The organism is Alistipes sp., from assembly GCF_020026455.1.
Classification (GTDB): Bacteria; Bacteroidota; Bacteroidia; order Bacteroidales; family Rikenellaceae; genus Alistipes.
In genome coordinates this window covers 110,371-127,312 of record NZ_JAHHQJ010000004.1, presented here as the reverse complement: position 1 = coordinate 127,312, position 16,942 = coordinate 110,371, and the positions used below count along the sequence as shown (strand labels likewise).

Annotated in this window: 14 protein-coding genes; 11 read left to right on the top strand and 3 right to left on the bottom strand. The window is 61.2% G+C overall.

Annotated features, from left to right (window positions below):
* Positions 1-8: 8 nt before the first annotated feature.
* Entirely contained in the window at positions 9-2,270 is a 2,262-nt protein-coding gene (locus QZ460_RS03635) for a glycoside hydrolase family 3 C-terminal domain-containing protein (RefSeq protein WP_290540237.1), read from the top strand.
* A 207-nt stretch (positions 2,271-2,477) separates the two neighbouring features.
* On the opposite strand, the gene QZ460_RS03630 is transcribed toward QZ460_RS03635, so the two are convergent.
* Together QZ460_RS03630 and QZ460_RS03625 are read right to left on the bottom strand one after the other, a co-directional pair.
* Complete coding sequence (locus QZ460_RS03630; protein WP_290540236.1) at positions 2,478-3,524, bottom strand: endonuclease/exonuclease/phosphatase family protein; 1,047 nt, start codon at positions 3,522-3,524, stop codon at positions 2,478-2,480.
* A gap of 359 nt (positions 3,525-3,883) precedes the next feature.
* Positions 3,884-5,281, bottom strand: a complete 1,398-nt coding sequence (locus QZ460_RS03625; protein WP_290540235.1) for a Gfo/Idh/MocA family oxidoreductase — start codon at positions 5,279-5,281, stop codon at positions 3,884-3,886.
* Positions 5,282-5,377: 96 nt separating this feature from the next.
* Between QZ460_RS03625 and lnt the strand changes: the two genes are divergently transcribed.
* Both lnt and QZ460_RS03615 read left to right on the top strand, forming a co-directional pair.
* Positions 5,378-6,961, top strand: coding sequence for an apolipoprotein N-acyltransferase (gene lnt / locus QZ460_RS03620; RefSeq protein WP_290540234.1), 1,584 nt, complete (start codon positions 5,378-5,380; stop codon positions 6,959-6,961).
* 13 nt (positions 6,962-6,974) lie between these two features.
* Positions 6,975-8,264 (top strand): folylpolyglutamate synthase/dihydrofolate synthase family protein, encoded by a 1,290-nt coding sequence (locus QZ460_RS03615; protein ID WP_290540233.1) that lies wholly within the window; start codon positions 6,975-6,977, stop codon positions 8,262-8,264.
* 619 nt (positions 8,265-8,883) lie between these two features.
* Here QZ460_RS03615 and QZ460_RS03610 read toward each other — a convergent pair.
* Complete coding sequence (locus QZ460_RS03610) at positions 8,884-9,189, bottom strand: DUF3467 domain-containing protein (protein WP_015546810.1); 306 nt, start codon at positions 9,187-9,189, stop codon at positions 8,884-8,886.
* Positions 9,190-9,473: 284 nt separating this feature from the next.
* On the opposite strand from QZ460_RS03610, the gene QZ460_RS03605 reads away from it, so the two are divergent.
* The 8 genes from QZ460_RS03605 to QZ460_RS03570 are packed head-to-tail and all read left to right on the top strand — an operon-like array spanning position 9,474 to position 16,937.
* Positions 9,474-10,151, top strand: coding sequence for a LysE family transporter (locus QZ460_RS03605; RefSeq protein ID WP_290540232.1), 678 nt, complete (start codon positions 9,474-9,476; stop codon positions 10,149-10,151).
* Positions 10,138-10,836: a (d)CMP kinase gene (gene cmk / locus QZ460_RS03600; protein ID WP_290540231.1), complete on the top strand. Its 699-nt coding sequence runs from the start codon at positions 10,138-10,140 to the stop codon at positions 10,834-10,836. The genes QZ460_RS03605 and cmk overlap by 14 nt, the downstream gene beginning before the upstream one ends.
* A 28-nt stretch (positions 10,837-10,864) precedes the next feature.
* Positions 10,865-11,728, top strand: coding sequence for a 4-hydroxy-3-methylbut-2-enyl diphosphate reductase (locus QZ460_RS03595; RefSeq protein ID WP_290540230.1), 864 nt, complete (start codon positions 10,865-10,867; stop codon positions 11,726-11,728).
* A gap of 32 nt (positions 11,729-11,760) precedes the next feature.
* Positions 11,761-12,231, top strand: coding sequence for a hypothetical protein (locus tag QZ460_RS03590; RefSeq protein ID WP_290540229.1), 471 nt, complete (start codon positions 11,761-11,763; stop codon positions 12,229-12,231).
* On the top strand, positions 12,224-13,885 hold the full coding sequence (locus QZ460_RS03585; protein ID WP_290540228.1) for a S41 family peptidase: 1,662 nt from the start codon (positions 12,224-12,226) through the stop codon (positions 13,883-13,885). Before QZ460_RS03590 ends, QZ460_RS03585 begins: the two co-directional genes overlap by 8 nt.
* Positions 13,886-13,889: 4 nt before the next feature.
* On the top strand, positions 13,890-15,065 hold the full coding sequence (locus tag QZ460_RS03580; RefSeq protein ID WP_290540227.1) for a HAMP domain-containing sensor histidine kinase: 1,176 nt from the start codon (positions 13,890-13,892) through the stop codon (positions 15,063-15,065).
* Between the two features lie 41 nt (positions 15,066-15,106).
* Positions 15,107-16,039 (top strand): DUF4271 domain-containing protein, encoded by a 933-nt coding sequence (locus QZ460_RS03575; protein WP_290540226.1) that lies wholly within the window; start codon positions 15,107-15,109, stop codon positions 16,037-16,039.
* A gap of 34 nt (positions 16,040-16,073) precedes the next feature.
* Positions 16,074-16,937, top strand: coding sequence for a uroporphyrinogen-III synthase (locus tag QZ460_RS03570; protein WP_290540225.1), 864 nt, complete (start codon positions 16,074-16,076; stop codon positions 16,935-16,937).
* Positions 16,938-16,942 lie beyond the last annotated feature (5 nt).

Genomic DNA, 16,942 nt, shown 5'->3' with positions numbered 1-16,942 from the left:
CAGTCAATATGAGAAAAACCATTATTTCCACCCTGATGCTCCTTGCGCTCTGTTCGGGCGCAAGGGCCCGGCAGGCTACGCCGCTCTATCTGCAGACCGACGCCCCGCTCGAGGAGCGCGTCGAGGATGCTCTGCAACGGCTCACGCTCGAAGAGAAGGTAGCGTTGTGCCACGCCCAAAGCAAATTCACCTCGGCCGGGGTTCCGCGGCTGGGAATCCCTGAACTGATGATGAGCGACGGCCCCCACGGTGTCCGCGCGGAAATCGAATGGAACAGTTGGAACTATGCCGGATGGACCAGCGATTCGATCACGGCATTCCCGGCTCTGACGGCTCTGGCCGCCACATGGAACCCCCGCATGGCGGCGCTCTACGGCAAGGCCATCGGCGAGGAGGCCCGCTACCGGGAGAAGGATGTTCTGCTGGGACCGGGTGTCAATATCTACCGCACACCGCTCAACGGCCGCAACTTCGAATACATGGGCGAGGATCCTTGTCTGGCCGGCGAAATGGTGGTTCCCTACATTCAGGAACTCCAGAAAAGCGGCGTTGCGGCATGTGTCAAGCATTTTGCCCTGAACAATCAGGAGCAATGGCGGGGATCGGTCGATGTCGCGGTCGACGAACGGGCTCTGCGCGAGATTTATCTGCCGGCGTTCCGCCGAGCCGTGGTCGATGCCGGCGCCTGGAGCATCATGGGCTCCTACAACCGCTATCTGGGGCAGCACTGCTGTCACAATCGGGTGTTGCTGAACGACATCCTGCGCAAGGAGTGGGGATTCGACGGATGCGTCATCACCGATTGGGGCGGAGCACATGACACCCGGGAAGCCGCACTGAACGGACTCGACATCGAGATGGGAACCTACACCAACGGGCTGACCTCGGAGAGCGCTTTCGGCTATGGCCAGTATTATCTGGCCTCGCCTTATCTGCAACTGTTGTACAAAGGCGAGATCCCCGTGCAGACGGTCGACGACAAGACCCGCAACATCCTGCGGCTGATCTTCCGTACCGCCATGAATCCTGACCGTCCGTGGGGTTCGCTCTGCACCGAGGAGCATTACGCTACGGCCAAAGCCATTGGCGACGAATCCATCGTGCTGCTCAAAAACAGCGGCATTCTGCCGTTGCAGGCCGAGCGTTACCGGCGCATTCTGGTTGTCGGGGACAATGCCACCCGGCGTCTGACCGATGGAGGCGGCTCCTCGGAGCTCAAACCCAAGGATACGGTCTCTCCGCTTGAAGCCCTCAAGGCGCTCTATGGGGACAAGATTGTCCATACCCGGGGATATGCCTGCGGGCGTCCGCTCTACGAGCAGGTCGAGGAGGTCCCGGCCGCCACGACGGATTCGCTCCGCCGGGAGGCTGTTGCGCTGGCCCGCACGGCGGATGTGGTCATCTACATCGGCGGCCTGAACAAGAATGCCTACCAGGACTGCGAATCGACCGACCGCAAATCCTACGACCTGCCTTTCGGTCAGAACGAACTGATTGATGCCCTGCTTGGGGCGAATGCCAACCTCATCGTGATGAACATCAGCGGCAATGCCTATGCGATGCCGTGGGCCGATCGTGTCCCGGCGATCCTGCACGCCTCGTATCTGGGGAGTATGGGAGGAAAGTCGATTGCCGATGTTCTCGGCGGACGGGTCAATCCGTCGGGGAAACTTCCCTATTCGATTCCCGTCCGGTTGTCGGACTGCGCCGCCCATGCATCGGATGATCCGGCCTCCTACCCGGGTATCGAACGCGGGGCGGATTCCGGGAGCCCGATTCCGGGATCGTTTCTCGACAGCGGGGCGGATCCGCAGGTGACCTACGCCGAAGGAATCTTGGTCGGATACCGCTGGCACGATACCAAAAAGATCCCTGCGCTCTTCCCCTTCGGCCACGGCCTGAGCTATACGAACTTCTCTTATGGCAAGCCCCGGGTGTCGGCTTCGACGATGGGTGCCGGGCAGGAGCTGCGGGTTTGCATGTCGGTGACGAACGAAGGTCCGAGGGACGGAATGGAGGTCGTGCAGCTCTACGTTGGCGACGACAAATGCTCGGTCGTGCGGCCTGTCAAAGAGCTCAAGCACTTCCGGAAGGTCTTCATCAAGGCCGGTGAACAGGTCGACGTGGAGTTTGCTGTTTCGGAGAATGACCTCAAATTCTTCGATGAGACCTCGCATGACTGGACTGTTGAAGAGGGAACCTTTACCCTCTATATTGGCTCCTCTTCGACCGACATCCGCCATACGGTTCGGTTCCGATACCGGAAATAACCGATCCGTAGCACTTTTTCAATAAACAGCCCGCTGGTCCTTGCTGGATCGGTGGGCTGTTTTGGAATTGCCTGAAGTACCGGCAGGGGTTTCGTGTTGTCCCTTCGGCAAGAAGCGGTTGCTGCCATCTGTTTCGGGGCTGCGGATGATGCATCGGTTCCGCCGACAACAAATGGGGCGGGACTCCCAATCCGGCTCCTGACGTGGCTAACGCCGGAATTCGAGACCGGCGACGACGGCCTTGTGGTCGCTCAAATCGTCTTCGAGGATGTCGTAGTCCACCCCGATGAAATTGTCGTCGTAAAAAATGTAGTCGATGCGCAGAACGCCGCCCAGATAGCGGAACGTGTCGCCGAAGCCGCTCCCGACGGTGCAGAAGCCGTCCGTCATGTGGCCCTTGAGCTGGCGGTAGGTATAGGAGGAGGGGGTGTCGTTGAAGTCTCCGGCGAGGATCACCGGGTAGTGCGTCGAGTCGATCACCGTGCGGATTTCGCGTACCTGCTGCGCCCGGATCCGGCTGTTGCGCTCCAGTTCGACGATCACCCGCTCGACCGGGGCGTCGCTGTTGTGGTCCTGCTGGAAGCGCTGGCGCAGGCTCGAAATCCCGGAGGTCTGGAGGTGTACCGAAAAGACGCGCACGGTGTCGTGCCCGATCCGGAGGTCCGCCTCCAGATAGTCGTTGCCCGATTCGGGGAACCGGACGTAGCGGTGGGTGAGGATCGGGAAGCGGCTCAGGATGGCCTGCCCGCTTTGGGCGACGCAATAGGGCATGCGTGCGGCGAAAAGCCGGGCGATGCTGTCGGTCGGAAATTTCGGGTTTTCGGGAAACTCCTGCAGGCAGAGTATGTCGACCTGCTCGCGCTCCATCACCGAGGCGATGCCGTGAGCCGTGACGGACGTGGTGCCGAGCCGGCTGAATCCGTAGGCGTTGAGCGTGGCGATGCGCAGGTCGTGGGGGCCCTTGCTGTTGAATTTGGGCAGCTGGATCATTGCCGAAATATATCCCAGATTGAGAACCAAAGCCGCAACGGGCATCAGCGCAAGGCCCCATCTGCGGCGCAGAAGCCACCAGACGAGCGCTGCAATGTTCAGCGCCAGGATAACGGGCATCAGCAGTGCGACGGAGGCCCAGAAGTTCCCGGATTCGGGCGGTATGAACGATGAGCGCCAGCTGGCGACGGCTGCTGCCAGCAGCAATGTGGTGACGACGATGCCCGGAATTTTCGACAGGCGGTATGCGGTTTTTCGTCCCATAGAATATCTTTATTAGAACAAACTCATTGATTTCGGAGGCAAATATAGTGGATTTTCGAAAATAAAATTTCCTCTGTGTTCCCGAGTCAATCCGCTTCGCTCGGGCATGGAGCGGATGCCGCTGTCGGATGGAACCGCATTCGTTGTCTCTCTTTTCTGATTGATCGTTAGCGCGTTGGCTGATGTCAGCCGCATCGTCAGCCGCAGAAATGACGTCCGCCAGGGAGGTGCAAAAATTCGGCCACAGGACGCACGAAAAAAGCGGCAGACCCCATGGTCTGCCGCCTTGTCGCATTCCTGCGGCACGCGGCGTCAATCCCCGTAATCCGGGGCGCCTTTGCGTTTGTCCGCTCTTCGGATCACTCCGCCAGCATCGCGTGCCGGTAGCCGTCGGTTTTGTCCCAGTCGCCGCGCGTGAAGTCGGGAACAGCCACCGGGGCGCTGTTGTGTTCGAGCGACATGGCCGTAAGAGCTCCGATGCACGACCATTCGGCCGCATCGTAGACATCCTGATCCAGCGGCAGGCCATGTTGCAGGCAGTAAATCAGTCGGTAGTCCATGATGAAGTCCATGCCGCCGTGGCCGCCGACCTCGCGGGCCTTGGCCTCGATGTCGAGGACGATCGGGTCCTTGTAGCGCTCCATCAGCGCCTCGTGCACCTCCTGCGACACGAACTGGTGGGCGCTCAGGTTCTCGTGGTCGGGTACTCCCGAATCGGCAAGCTGCTCGGGGTTGAAGGCATAGCCCTGAACGGGGTATTTGTTGGCGAATCCCTCGGTGCCGGTCAGCTGATACATGCGGCTGTAGGGGCGGGGCGTGTAGACATTGTGCTCGAGCAGGATCGTGCGGCCCTTCTCGGTCCTGATCAGCGTCGTCGTGTGGTCGGCGTTGGCGAACTCCTCGGCGCCCAGCTTCTCGCGGGCGGTCTTCAGTCCGTTGACCGACCGGGTGTCCATCGACACCAGATAGTTCATCTTGTCGCCGCGGTGGATGTCCAGCAGCTGGCAGGCGGGGCCGAGGCCATGCGTGGCGTAGACGTCGCCGCGGTGTTTCCGGTTGAACTTCAGCCGCCAGCTGTCCTGATAGTAGTCCCAGAAGGCGTCGAGATCGTGGATGTACGAACCTTCGACATGGAGGATATCCCCGAAGAGCCCCTGCCGGGCCATGTTGAGCGTCGTCAACTCGAAGAAGTCGTAGACGCAGTTTTCGAGCATCATGCAGTGGCGCTGCGTCTTTTCGGCGGTGTTCACCAGCTGCCAGCACTCTTCGAGCGACGTGGCAGCGGGAACCTCGATCGCGACGTGCTTGCCGTGCTCCATGGCGTAGACGGCCATCGGGACATGCAGCTGCCACGGGGTCACGATGTACACCAGGTCGATGTCGTCGCGTTCGCAAAGCTGTTTCCAACCCTCCTGGCCGCTGTACGGATCCGCTTCGGGGAATCCGCGGCGCACGAGAATCGCCTGCGCGCTGTCCACGCGTTCGGGGTAGAGGTCACACAGGGCTTTGATTTCGACGCCGTCGAGGTGGGTGAAGCGTTCCACGGCCCCGGGGCCGCGCATGCCCAGCCCGATGAAGCCCACACGTACCGTCTCCATCGGTGCGGTTTTGAGCCCCAGTACCGATTTCTGACCCGGTTCGCGCGCCGGGGTGTCGAAGACGATCACACCGTCGACGCTCTTCCAACCTTTTGATTCGCAGCCGGAAAGAAGGAGTATGATCCCGAGGGAAGACAACAGGAGGAATAGTTTCTTCATGGGTATGACAGATTGATTGGTTTCGTTACAAAAGTATGAAATATTTTGAAATATGCACCTATTTGACTACTTTTGCCGACGTAAAAATCTCATTCCATGTTTCGTAGATTCGCGGCGGTAATCCTCTCGGCCATTCTGCTCTCGCCGGGGTGGCTCGGCATGACGGGTATGACGCTCCCGGTCGGGCTCGTCCCGCTGCTGTGGGTGAGCGCTTCGTACGACGGCACGCGCCGCGCGTGGTGGGGCATGTTCGGCTGGGCGACGCTTGCCTTTGTGCTGTGGAACGCCTTGACAATCTGGTGGATCTGGTATGCCACTCCCGTAGGCCCTCCGGCCGCCACGCTGGCCTCGACGACGATGAACATGATTGCCTTCATGCTCTTCCATACCGTTTCGAAAAAAGCCCCCAAGGCGCTGGCCTACGTCACGCTCGTCGCGGCGTGGGTCTCGACGGAATACTGGTACACCGTCGGGGATTTCTCGTGGCCGTGGCTCATTCTGGGCAACGGCTTCTCGCACGAGGTCTGGGCCGTGCAGTGGTACGAATATACGGGCGTCTTCGGCGGTACGCTGTGGGTGCTGCTCTCCAATATCCTGATTTTTGAAGCCCTCCGGGCGCGCACCGCACGGCGGTGGATTGCGGCGGCCTGTGCCGTCGTGCTGCCGATAGCCGTCTCGCTGGTTATCCGGGGGTGCTGGACGCAGCCCGACGAAGGGAGCGTTGCCGTGAGCGTCATCCAGCCCAATGTGGACTGTTACGACAAGTTCCACGGCGATACCCGGCGACAGGAACGCAATATCGCGGAGCTCATGGCGGAGGTCCCCGCCGGCGCGCAGTTCATCCTGCTGCCCGAGACCGCTGTGCCGGGTGACTACCTGGAACCTGGATTGAGCGACTTCTGGTCGACGGGCGAACCGGGGGCATTCTGGCAGGAACTGACCGACTCGCTCCGCAGCCGGCATCCCGAAGCGCTGCTCATCACCGGAGCCGGCACCATCCGCCGCTACCCGGCCGGAGCGCAGACCGAGACGGCTCGCCCGGAGCGCTTCGGCGACGGCTATTACGACCGCTTCAACACGGCCGTGGGGCTCGACTCGGCGGGATGCATGCAGCTGCACCACAAAGGGCGGCTGGTAATCGGTGTCGAAAACACCCCGACATGGGTCTTCGACGTATTGAATTTCCTTGTCATCGACCTGGGCGGCACGGTCGGACAGATCGGCAAGGGACTGCACGGCACGGCTTTCGGGCACAACGGCGTCAAGGTCGGTCCGGCGATCTGCTACGAAGGGCTTTACGGCGACTTCTACGGCGGATTCGTGCGCCGCGGCGCGCAGTTCATGGCCATCATTTCGAACGATGGCTGGTGGGGTGACACGCCCGGTTACAAGCACCTGTTCTCGATCTCGCGCCTGCGGGCCATCGAGCACCGCCGCGCCATCGCCCGCTCGGCCAACACCGGGGAGTCGGGCTTCATCTCGGCCCGCGGCGACGTGGGCGAAACCCTCGGCTGGGAGGAGCGCGGCGTGATCACCGCCGAAGTGCCGCTCAACTCGGCACTCACCTTCTACACCCGCTACGGTGACTACCTGGCCCGCATCTCCGAATATGTCCTGCTGCTGTCGGTGCTCTACTACGTGGCCTACCGCTACAAACGCAGGAATTACCTCGTCAAATAAACTCCTTGTTGCTATGAATTACACCCAGACACTCGAATTCCTCTTTCGGTCGCTCCCTGTTTTCGAAACCCAGGGCGCGACGGCCTATAAACCGGGATTGGAGCGCATCACCGCATTCTGCCGCCACATCGGAAACCCCCAGCGCAACTTCTTCACGATCCACATTGCCGGAACCAACGGCAAAGGATCCGTGTCGCACATCATCGCCTCGGTCCTCCAGCAGGCCGGATACCGCACGGGACTGTTCACCTCGCCCCACCTGCAGGACTTCCGCGAACGCATCCGCGTCGACGGCGAAATGATCCCCAAGCAGAAGGTGGTGAACTTCGTGGACAAGCACCACGACAAGATGGTCGACCTGGAGTTGTCGTTCTTCGAGATGACCGCCGCAATGGCCTTCGATTACTTCGCCCAGAGCGATGTCGAGGTGGCGGTGATCGAAACGGGACTCGGGGGGCGGCTCGACGCCACGAACATCATCGTCCCGATCTTGAGCGTCATCACCAACATCGGCCTGGAGCATACCTCCCTGCTGGGCGATACGCTGCAGAAGATCGCCGCGGAGAAGGCCGGCATCATCAAGAAGAGCATTCCGGTGATCGTCGGGGAGGCCGATCAGCGCTACAACGGCGTTATCGAACAGGCGGCCGCGGCCAACAAGTCGCGGGTGATCTATGCCGAACAGGAATTTTCGTGCGAGGAACACCACCTGAAGGACGCGGGTCAGAGTTTCCGTCTCTACCGCTCGCGCGACGGTCGGGCGTTCGACGTGTCGCTCGACCTGCAGGGCAACTACCAGAGCCGCAACATCGTCACCGCCTCGGCGGCGGTCGACTTCCTGCACGAGGAGACGCCACTCACCATTTCGCGCCGTGCCTACCTCGAAGGCATGCGTTGCGCCGCGGCCAACACGGCCCTGATGGGCCGTTGGCAGACGTTGGGCGAATCGCCGCTCACGGTCTGCGACACGGGCCATAACGCGCACGGCATCGCCTATGTTGCTGATCAGCTGAAGGCCACGCCCCATCGGGAACTCTACTGCGTGATGGGCTTTGTCCGCGACAAGGATCTGGCGCACATTCTGCCTCTGCTGCCGCGTGATGCCCACTACATCTTCACGCAGGCCCACTCCGAGCGCTCTCTCCCGGCAGAGGAGCTGACCACGAAAGCCGCAATCTATGGACTCCACGGCGAGGCGGTGGAAGAGGTGACGGCCGCCGTGGCCCGGGCCCGAGAGCTGGCGGCCCCCGAGGACATGATCTTTATCGGCGGCAGCACCTACGTCGTCGCCGAAGCGCTGTAAGGCCCCGCCCCATGCATCGAAAAGCCCGCTGCGAGAGAGCAGCAGGCTTTTTGCGTTGTCGGAATGCCCGGATGGCGTCTGCGGCGGAGAGCGTCTGCCTGATGCCGCGACGCGCCCCGAACCGATCGGCGATCGGTGGCTCTTCGTGTGTGATGACGTTTTGTTTCAGCGATGGCCTCCTCGTGCCGCGGCTTTTCGTAAGGGAATGAATTATCCGACGACAGCCCGTGCGCCGCCGCTCCCCGGACCGGCCTCTTCTTGGGCCCCGGAGGTCTCTTTTTGGACCTTGCTTCGGTTCTCTAGTCTGCCTCGTCTGGATTCCGCACCGGGTCCCGGATTTGCCTCTTCTTGGACACCGTGCCGGACCCCGAACCTGCCTCTTCTTGGGCCCCGGAGGTCTTTTTTGGACCTTGCTTCGGTTCTCTGGTCTGCCTCGTCTGAACTCCGTACCGGGTCCCGGATTTGCCCCGTCTTGGACCCCGTGTCGCTCCCCGGACCGGCCTCTTCTTGGGCTCCGTGCTGCTCCCCGGGCCGGCTGCATTTTGGACCCTGTGCCGGACCCCGAACCTGCCTCCTCTTGGACCCTGCGCCGGACCCCGAACCTGCTGCCCCCCCCCGGTTAGGCTTGGCCCATCTTGGGACCCGCGTCGGGCGTGGGCTGGGGCGAGGGAATCTCGATCTTGCCCACGTTGCTTTCGTAGCGCACGATGTTCTCCTGCAGCGAGCGCAGCAGCCGCTTGGCGTGCTCGGGCGTAAGGATGATGCGGCTCTTGACGCGAGCCTTCTGCACGCCGGGCAGGACCGTCGCAAAGTCGATGATGAACTCCGATGTGGAGTGCGATATGATCGCCAGGTTCGAATAGTGGCCCTGGGCCACGGCGTCGTCCAATTCGAGGTCGATGCCGAATTGTTTCATCTCTGCCATTGTTGGAGTACTGTTTTTGCAAAAATATTCATTTTCAACAAACGATATGCAAGCCCGGGGCCAAAGTTTTCGATATTTTATCAACAGCCCCGGTCTGCGGGATAGCCCGCCGCGCCCTTTTTTTGGCTTTTCATGGGCGGATGTCGGAGCTTTTTTGTATCTTTGCTTCGCAAATAAGCAATGCTTCCGCAAGGCCGGCGACGACCCGGAAAAAGAGGCCGTCTCCCGTGCAGGGGCATATAGTGAGTAACAGGCGCGTTGCTGACGCGCAGCAAACCGAAAAAATGGCATTTGAAATCGTTGAAACCCTGTTCCGCGGCATCTGTGTGGGCGTTGCCGCTTCGATCACGGTAGGTCCCGTGGCAGTGCTCTGTATCCAGCGCACGCTGTCGAAAAGCCGCCGCTCGGGCATCGTTTCAGGTATCGGCGTCGCCTGTGCCGATACGTTCATGGCCATGGCGGCCCTGTTCTTCTACTCGATGCTCCAGACCCAGATCGAACAGTACAACACCCTGCTGCGGGTGATCGGCGGCATCTTCGTGGTGATCGTCGGCGTCTTCATCTTCGCGCAGAATCCCGTGCCGCAGATCCGCCGCAACCGCGCGGGCAAAACCTCGATGTGGCAGGATTTCGCCTCGATCTTCGGGCTTACGATCGCCAATTTCATCATGGTCATCCCCTACATCCTGGCCTTCTTCGCGGTGTTCAAGATTTCGGGCGGCGACATGGCCGACCACACGTTCGGCGGCTTCGTGCGTTCGCTGTTCGTCATCGCCGGGTTCTTCGGCGGGGCGGTGGCGTGGTGGACCCTGCTGGCCTTCGTCATCAACCTCTTCCGCCGCCGTTTCCGTCCGCGGCACATGCTCACGATCAACCACGTCGCAGGGCTTATTATCGGCATATTAGGTATTTACACCATATTATCGACCTTCTTTGATATATTCCCCAATGTCGGACACTAAACACAGGATCATCATTGCCGTCGACGGTTTTTCGTCGTGCGGAAAAAGCACCTTCGCTAAAGCCATCGCAGCCCGTCTGGGCTATATCTTCATCGACACGGGCGCCATGTACCGCGCCGTGACGCTCTATGCCCTCGAACACGGGGCCATCGCTTCGGGCATCGTCGACGAAGAGGCCGTCGTGGGGCTGCTGGACAGCATCTCGATCACCTTCCGTTTCAACCCCGAGCGCGGGGCGAGCGACATCTATGTGAACGGCGATCTGGTCGAGGGCAAGATCCGCACCATCGAGGTTTCGAACTGCGTGAGCCGTGTGAGCGCCATCCCCGAGGTGCGCCGCAAGCTGGTGGCCATGCAGCAGGAGATGGGCCGCCGCCGGGGTGTGGTGATGGACGGACGGGACATCGGCACAGTGGTCTTCCCCGATGCCGAGCTGAAACTGTTCATGACGGCCGATACGGCCGTGCGGGCCTGCCGCCGCTATAAGGAGCTGACGGGCAAGGGCATGTCAGTGACGATGGAGGAGGTCGAGCGCAACATCCGCGAGCGCGACAAGGCCGACATGAGCCGCGCCGTATCGCCGCTGCGCCAGGCCGACGACGCCATTGTGCTGGACAACAGCCACATGACCGTCGACGAGCAGATGGCGTGGTTTATGGATCAATTTGCAAAAATCAACCGATAACGCGCCGCCGGGCGCATGGCAAAGAACTATGGTAGTCGAGATCGACGATAAATCGGGCTTCTGCTTCGGCGTTGTCCGCGCAATCACGGAGGCCGAACGCGCCCTCGCGGAGGGAGGTACGGTCTACTCGCTCGGCGACATCGTCCACAACCGCATCGAGGTCCAGCGCCTCGAGCGGCAGGGGCTGCGGACCGTGACCCATGCCGACATGCCGCATCTGGCCGGCTGCCGGCTCTTCATCCGTGCCCACGGCGAACCCCCTACGACCTACGCCGCAGCCCGGGAGACGGGCATCGGGATCATCGACGCCACCTGCCCGGTGGTCGCACGGCTGCAGCGCCGGGTCAAGGAGGCCCACGAACGGATGCGCCCCCGAGGCGGGCAGGTTGTGATCCTCGGCAAACGGGGCCATGCCGAAGTGGTGGGGCTCACGGGGCAGGTTGAGGACCCGACGATCGTGATCGAACGGGAGGAGGACCTGGCGCTGATCGACTTCTCGCGTCCGATCTATTTCCTTTCGCAGACCACGCAGAGCATCGAGCTCTTCGAGCGGCTGGGTGCCGAGATGCGCCGTCGCGCCGCCGATGCGGATCAGGTCTGCATCGACGATACGATCTGCCGGCAGGTCTCCAACCGTGAACAGCACCTCGCCGAGTTCTCCGGGCGGTTCGATGTCGTGGTGTTCGTCTGCGGGCGCAAGTCGTCGAACGGCAAAGTCCTCTCCGAGGTGTGCCGCCGGGCCAACCCGCGCACCCACGTCGTCGAGGAGGCTTCGGAAATCGACCCCGCATGGTTCGAGGGGGCAGCGACGGTGGGCATCTGCGGCGCCACATCGACGCCCAAATGGCTGATGCAGGAGGTTGCCGACGGCGTGCGCAAAATCGGAACGTGAAAAAACAGATAACTGGATAATCAGATGTTGCTATGAAATACTTCGTCCGCTCGTTAAAATATTTCTTCGCCCTGTGCGTTCTCTGTATAGCCCTGATGGGACTGATGCTGGCGACCGGGACTTCGGCGCTGTCGCTCGACGACACGCTCTACGTCATGCTGCACACCGACCGTTACCTGATGCTCTTTGTGGCGATTGTCGTGCTGGCGGCCGTCTACCCCAAATTCGGATTCGTGGTGCGCCGGGTGGAGGGCGACATCGAGGAGAACCGGGAGCAGATCCTGAATGCGTTCCGCTCGGCAGGCTTTTCGCTGCGCTCGGACGAGGACGGGGTGATGACCTTCCGTGCCGACAATTTCGGGCAGAGGCTGATGCTGCTGTGCGAAGACGAGATAAAGGTTTCACAGTACGGACAATGGATCGTGATCGACGGCATCCGCCGCGGCGTCGCCCGGGTACACTACCGGCTCGATTCGTACATACACATGACACGCAATGATTAGAAAATACCGCTACCTGCTCACTGCGGCCGCCGCTGTCGGCGCCGCCGGGCTCTTGACATTCGCCGCCCGCAACGACTTCGGGCTGGGCCGCAACATGGAGATCACGGTCAACATGATGCGCGAACTCTCGCTGGGGTATGTCGATTTGGTGAATCCCGACCGCCTGATGGAAGGGGCCGCCGCCGGCATGGTCCGCGACCTGGATCCCTACACGGAGTATATCTCCGAGGAGGGGCTGCAGGATTTCGAACTGCTCACCACGGGCAAGTACGGCGGCATCGGGTCGCTCATCCGCCAGAAGGACGACTACGTCCGCATTGCGCAGCCCTACCAGGGATCGCCGGCCGACAAGGCCGGGCTGAAGATCGGCGACAAGATCCTGGCCATCGACGGCAAGGATGCCAAAGGCTTCACGACCGAGCAGGTCTCCTCGCATCTCAAGGGCGAGCCGGGCAGCAAGGTCAAAGTGACCGTCGAGCACCTCGACGGCACGCAGCAGACGGCGGCAATCCGCCGCGAACGGATCGCGATCCCGGGTGTGCCTTACGCCGGATGGGTCGCCGACGGCATCGGCTACATCCGCCACGGCGACTTCACCGAAGGGTGCTACGAGGAGATGCGCGCGGCCATCGAACGGCTGCGTGCCGAAAAGCCGCTGAAAGGACTTGTGCTCGACTACCGCTCCAACGGTGGCGGCATCATGCAGGAGGCCGTCAAAATCCTGGGAATGTTCGTCCCCAAAGGGATCGAGGTGGTCAGCACCAAGGGCCGTTCGGAGGCTTCGAAACAGGTGTTCCGCACCGATGTGGAGCCGATCCTTGCGGACCTGCCGCTGGCGGTGCTGATCAACGGCAACTCGGCCTCGTCGGCGGAGATCGTCGCCGGGGCCTTGCAGGACCTCGACCGCGCGGTGCTGATCGGGCAGCGCAGTTTCGGCAAGGGGCTTGTGCAGTCGACCCGCCCGCTGGGCTACAATGCCATGCTGAAGCTCACCACGGCCAAATACTACATCCCCTCGGGCCGCTGCATCCAAGCCATCGACTATTCCCACTCGCAGGAGGGTTCGGTGCGGACCATCCCCGACTCGCTGATCACGGAGTTCACGACCCGCGCGGGACGCAAGGTCTACGACGGCGGGGGTGTGATGCCGGACATCGAGACCGAGCCGGAGTACATTTCGCGCTTCGCCCTGACGCTCTATGCGCTGGGCTTCATCGAGGATTTCGGCGACGAATACACGCGCCGCAACCCCGGCCGGGAGATCGACATCCGCACCTTCACGATCTCGGACGAGGATTACGCCGACTTTGCGGAGTTTCTGAAAGACAAGAAGGTTCCCTACGAGTCGGATACCCGCCGGGCGCTCAAGGCCCTGAAAAAGGCTGCCGAGGACGACCGTTTCTCCGAGCTGAGGGACAAGTTCGAACAGATGGAGTCCGAGTTGAAGGACGACACGCAGACCAACCTCGAAACCTACCGCAAACAGGTCGTCGAGGCGATCAATAACGACATCGTCATGCGCCACGGCTACCAGGCCGGTGTGATCGAGCATTCGCTGCCGGGCGACAGGGAGGTGAGCAGGGCCGTCGAAGTACTCGGCGATCCGACAACCTATGCCCGCATCACCCGCGAGCAGGACACCAAGCGCAAGTAGACCCATGAAAATCAGGGCTGAATTCTTCTCGTTCCGCAACCGGGTGGTGGTGATCGTCGTCGGGGTGACGCTTGGCGCCGTATCGCTGCTCTACACCAACGACATGGCCCGGCGGCTCAAGGAGAAGGAGCAGCACGACGTGGCGCTGTGGGCCCACGCCATGGAACGCGTCACGCGCGACGTGCTGGGGGGCATGATCCAGGATCCGTTCGTGGCCGACATCATGTCCAACGGCAACAACATCCCGTTCATCATCACCAACGAGAACCTCGAGGTCATCAACTCGCACCTCATCCCCGAGAAGATCATCAACCACCCCGGGCGGCTCCGGGAGCAGATCGACAAGTTTTCGGTCGACAACCCGCCGATCCCGGTGAAATTCTTCTGGTCGTCGCAGCATTACCACATCATCTTCTACGGCAAGTCGGCGCTGCTCAAGTCGCTCTACTACTTCCCCTACGTGCAGCTCCTCGTCATCACGGCCTTCATTGCGCTGGGATTTATCGCCTTCCGTTCGTCGAAGCACGACGAGCAGAACCGTGTCTGGATCGGACTGGCCAAGGAAACGGCCCACCAACTGGGTACCCCGACCTCGTCGCTGCTGGGATGGATCGAGTACCTGCGTTCGCAGGATGTGGATCCGACGGCCGTCGAGGAGATGAACAAGGACCTCACGCACCTGATGAAAATCGTGGACCGCTTTTCGAAAATCGGCTCCGAGACCCCCCTCACCCCGGCCAACATCAACGAAGTGGTGGGCGAATCGGTCATGTACTTCCGCAAGCGCATTCCCCGCAACGTGACGCTCGACTACAACGGATTGGCCATCGCCCCCGTGCAGGCCAACATCAATGCCGCTCTGTTCGAATGGGTCGTGGAGAACCTGATGAAGAACTCGCTCGACGCGCTGCAAGGCCACGGCGCCATCGACGTGCGGATTTCGTCGGACGACAAGAGTGTCATGATCGACGTGAAGGACACGGGCAAGGGTATCCCCAAGAGCAACTGGAAGCGCATCTTCGAACCGGGATTCACGACCAAGACCCGCGGTTGGGGCCTCGGTCTGTCGCTCTCGCGCCGCATTGTCGAGGAGTACCACCAGGGCAAGATCGCCGTCGTCGACTCCGAAATCGGCAAGGGAACCACCATTCGTATCACGCTCAAACGCTTCTTCGCCTGATGAACTCCTCGCCGGTACATAGGCAAACTGCAGAACCTGCGGTGGATTCGCTGTCCGGAACTCCGGAAGTTCCGGAAGTTCCGGCCCGGACCGAAGACACTCCGGGGGCGGATACGCTCCGTGCGGAACTGTCTTTTGCGGATTCGATCTTGGCAGATCCGGCCTTTGCGGACGGAGCTCCCGCGCCGTTTTTCGCTGCGGCGACCGACGCAGCCCCTTCCCAATGGCGCGACACGACCTCCGCCGCCGTTTTCGGAGCACAATCCACCCTCGCAGACCCTGCGCGGATCCCGCTCGCACCGCCTCCGGCGCTCACGGAAAACGCCTTTTTCCAGGGTTTCGTGCTGCTGCTCGCCGCGGCCTACGCCATGCTGCTCTATCGCAACCTGGGCGACGTGCACATGCTGCTGGGACGCATTTCGCGCGATGCCGCCTCGGGGAAACGCCTCACCGAGGAGACGGGCGGAGGCGGTTACTCCCGTTTTCTGAATGTCTCCACCGCCATCGGCCTGCTCTTTCTGGGTGTCGCGGCGGTCAAATACGGCGACATGCTGATGCCCGGGCAGTTTGCGGCGTCCGTTCCGCAGAGGGCAGCCCTGATCTTGAGCCTGCTGGTTTCGCTCGCCTCGCTGGGCGTAGTCGCCTGTCAGTCTGTCGTCATCCGGCTGGCCGGAGCCCTGACCCTCTCGCAGCCCTTCATCGCGCAGCTCATCCTGCTCAAACGCACCTGTTTCGCCCTCGGTATGATCCTCATTTCGCCTCCGTTGCTGCTCTTCGTCCTCTGCCCGCCGGGCACGGGCGGCGTCTGGTTTAGCATCGTCGCCGTCGAATTGGCCGCAGCGGTCGTCTTATACCTCAAGGAGACATTAAACCTGTTTCTTTCCAAAAAAGTTTCGATTTTGCATTGGTTTTTGTACCTTTGCACCGTGGAAGTCTTCCCTGTCAGCCTATTATGGCTGCTTGTAGCAAGATGAAACGGCAAAGACAAACCTAAATCAATTCGCGACATTGAAAGTAAAGAGTGTATTAGTTTCGCAGCCGAGGCCCGCTGTCATCGAAAAGTCCCCGTTCTACGAATTGTCCCAGAAACACCACGTGGAAATCGCCTATCGGCCCTTCATCCGCGTAGAGGGCGTCTCCCTGAAGGAGTTCCGTGCCCAAAGGGTCGAAATACTCACGCATACGGCCGTCATATTCACATCACGTACGACAGTCGACAGTTTTTTCCATATCTGCGAAGAGGCGCGCATCACCGTGCCCGAAACCATGAAATACATCTGCCAGACGGAGGCCGTGGCGCTCTACCTGCAGAAATACATCGTCTACCGCAAACGCAAGATCTCGTTTGCCGACGGCTCGTTCACTTCGCTCATCGAACTGATCATCAAGCATAAGGAGGAAAAATTCCTGCTGGCGCTGAGCGAACCCCACAAACCCGAGTTGCCGGAGACGCTTGCCAAGCTCAAACTCTCGTTCGATCCCGTCATCCTGGCCCGTACGGTCGCCGGGGACCTGGACGACGTCAAAATGGCCGGCTACGACCTCCTAGCGCTCTATTCGCCCTCGGATGTGAAAGCCCTCATCGAGAAGTTCGGAACCGACGGACTGCCCGCCGTGGCGGTATTCGGCGAAGGCACGTTGCGCGCCGCCCTCGAGGCCGGCATCACCGTGCTGGCCAACGCTCCGACACCCGAAGCCCCCTCGATGGTCAAGGCCATCGACATCTACCTGCAAAAGGTGCAGGACGGCGAGGAGATCGAGCCGGTGGAGCTGGTGACCGACGCCCGCAAGGAGGAGTTCATTCGTAACCAGCAGCACAAGCTGGCCAAGAAGGGACGCACGCGCCGTCCGGCCGCGGAAACGCGCAAATAAGGGCC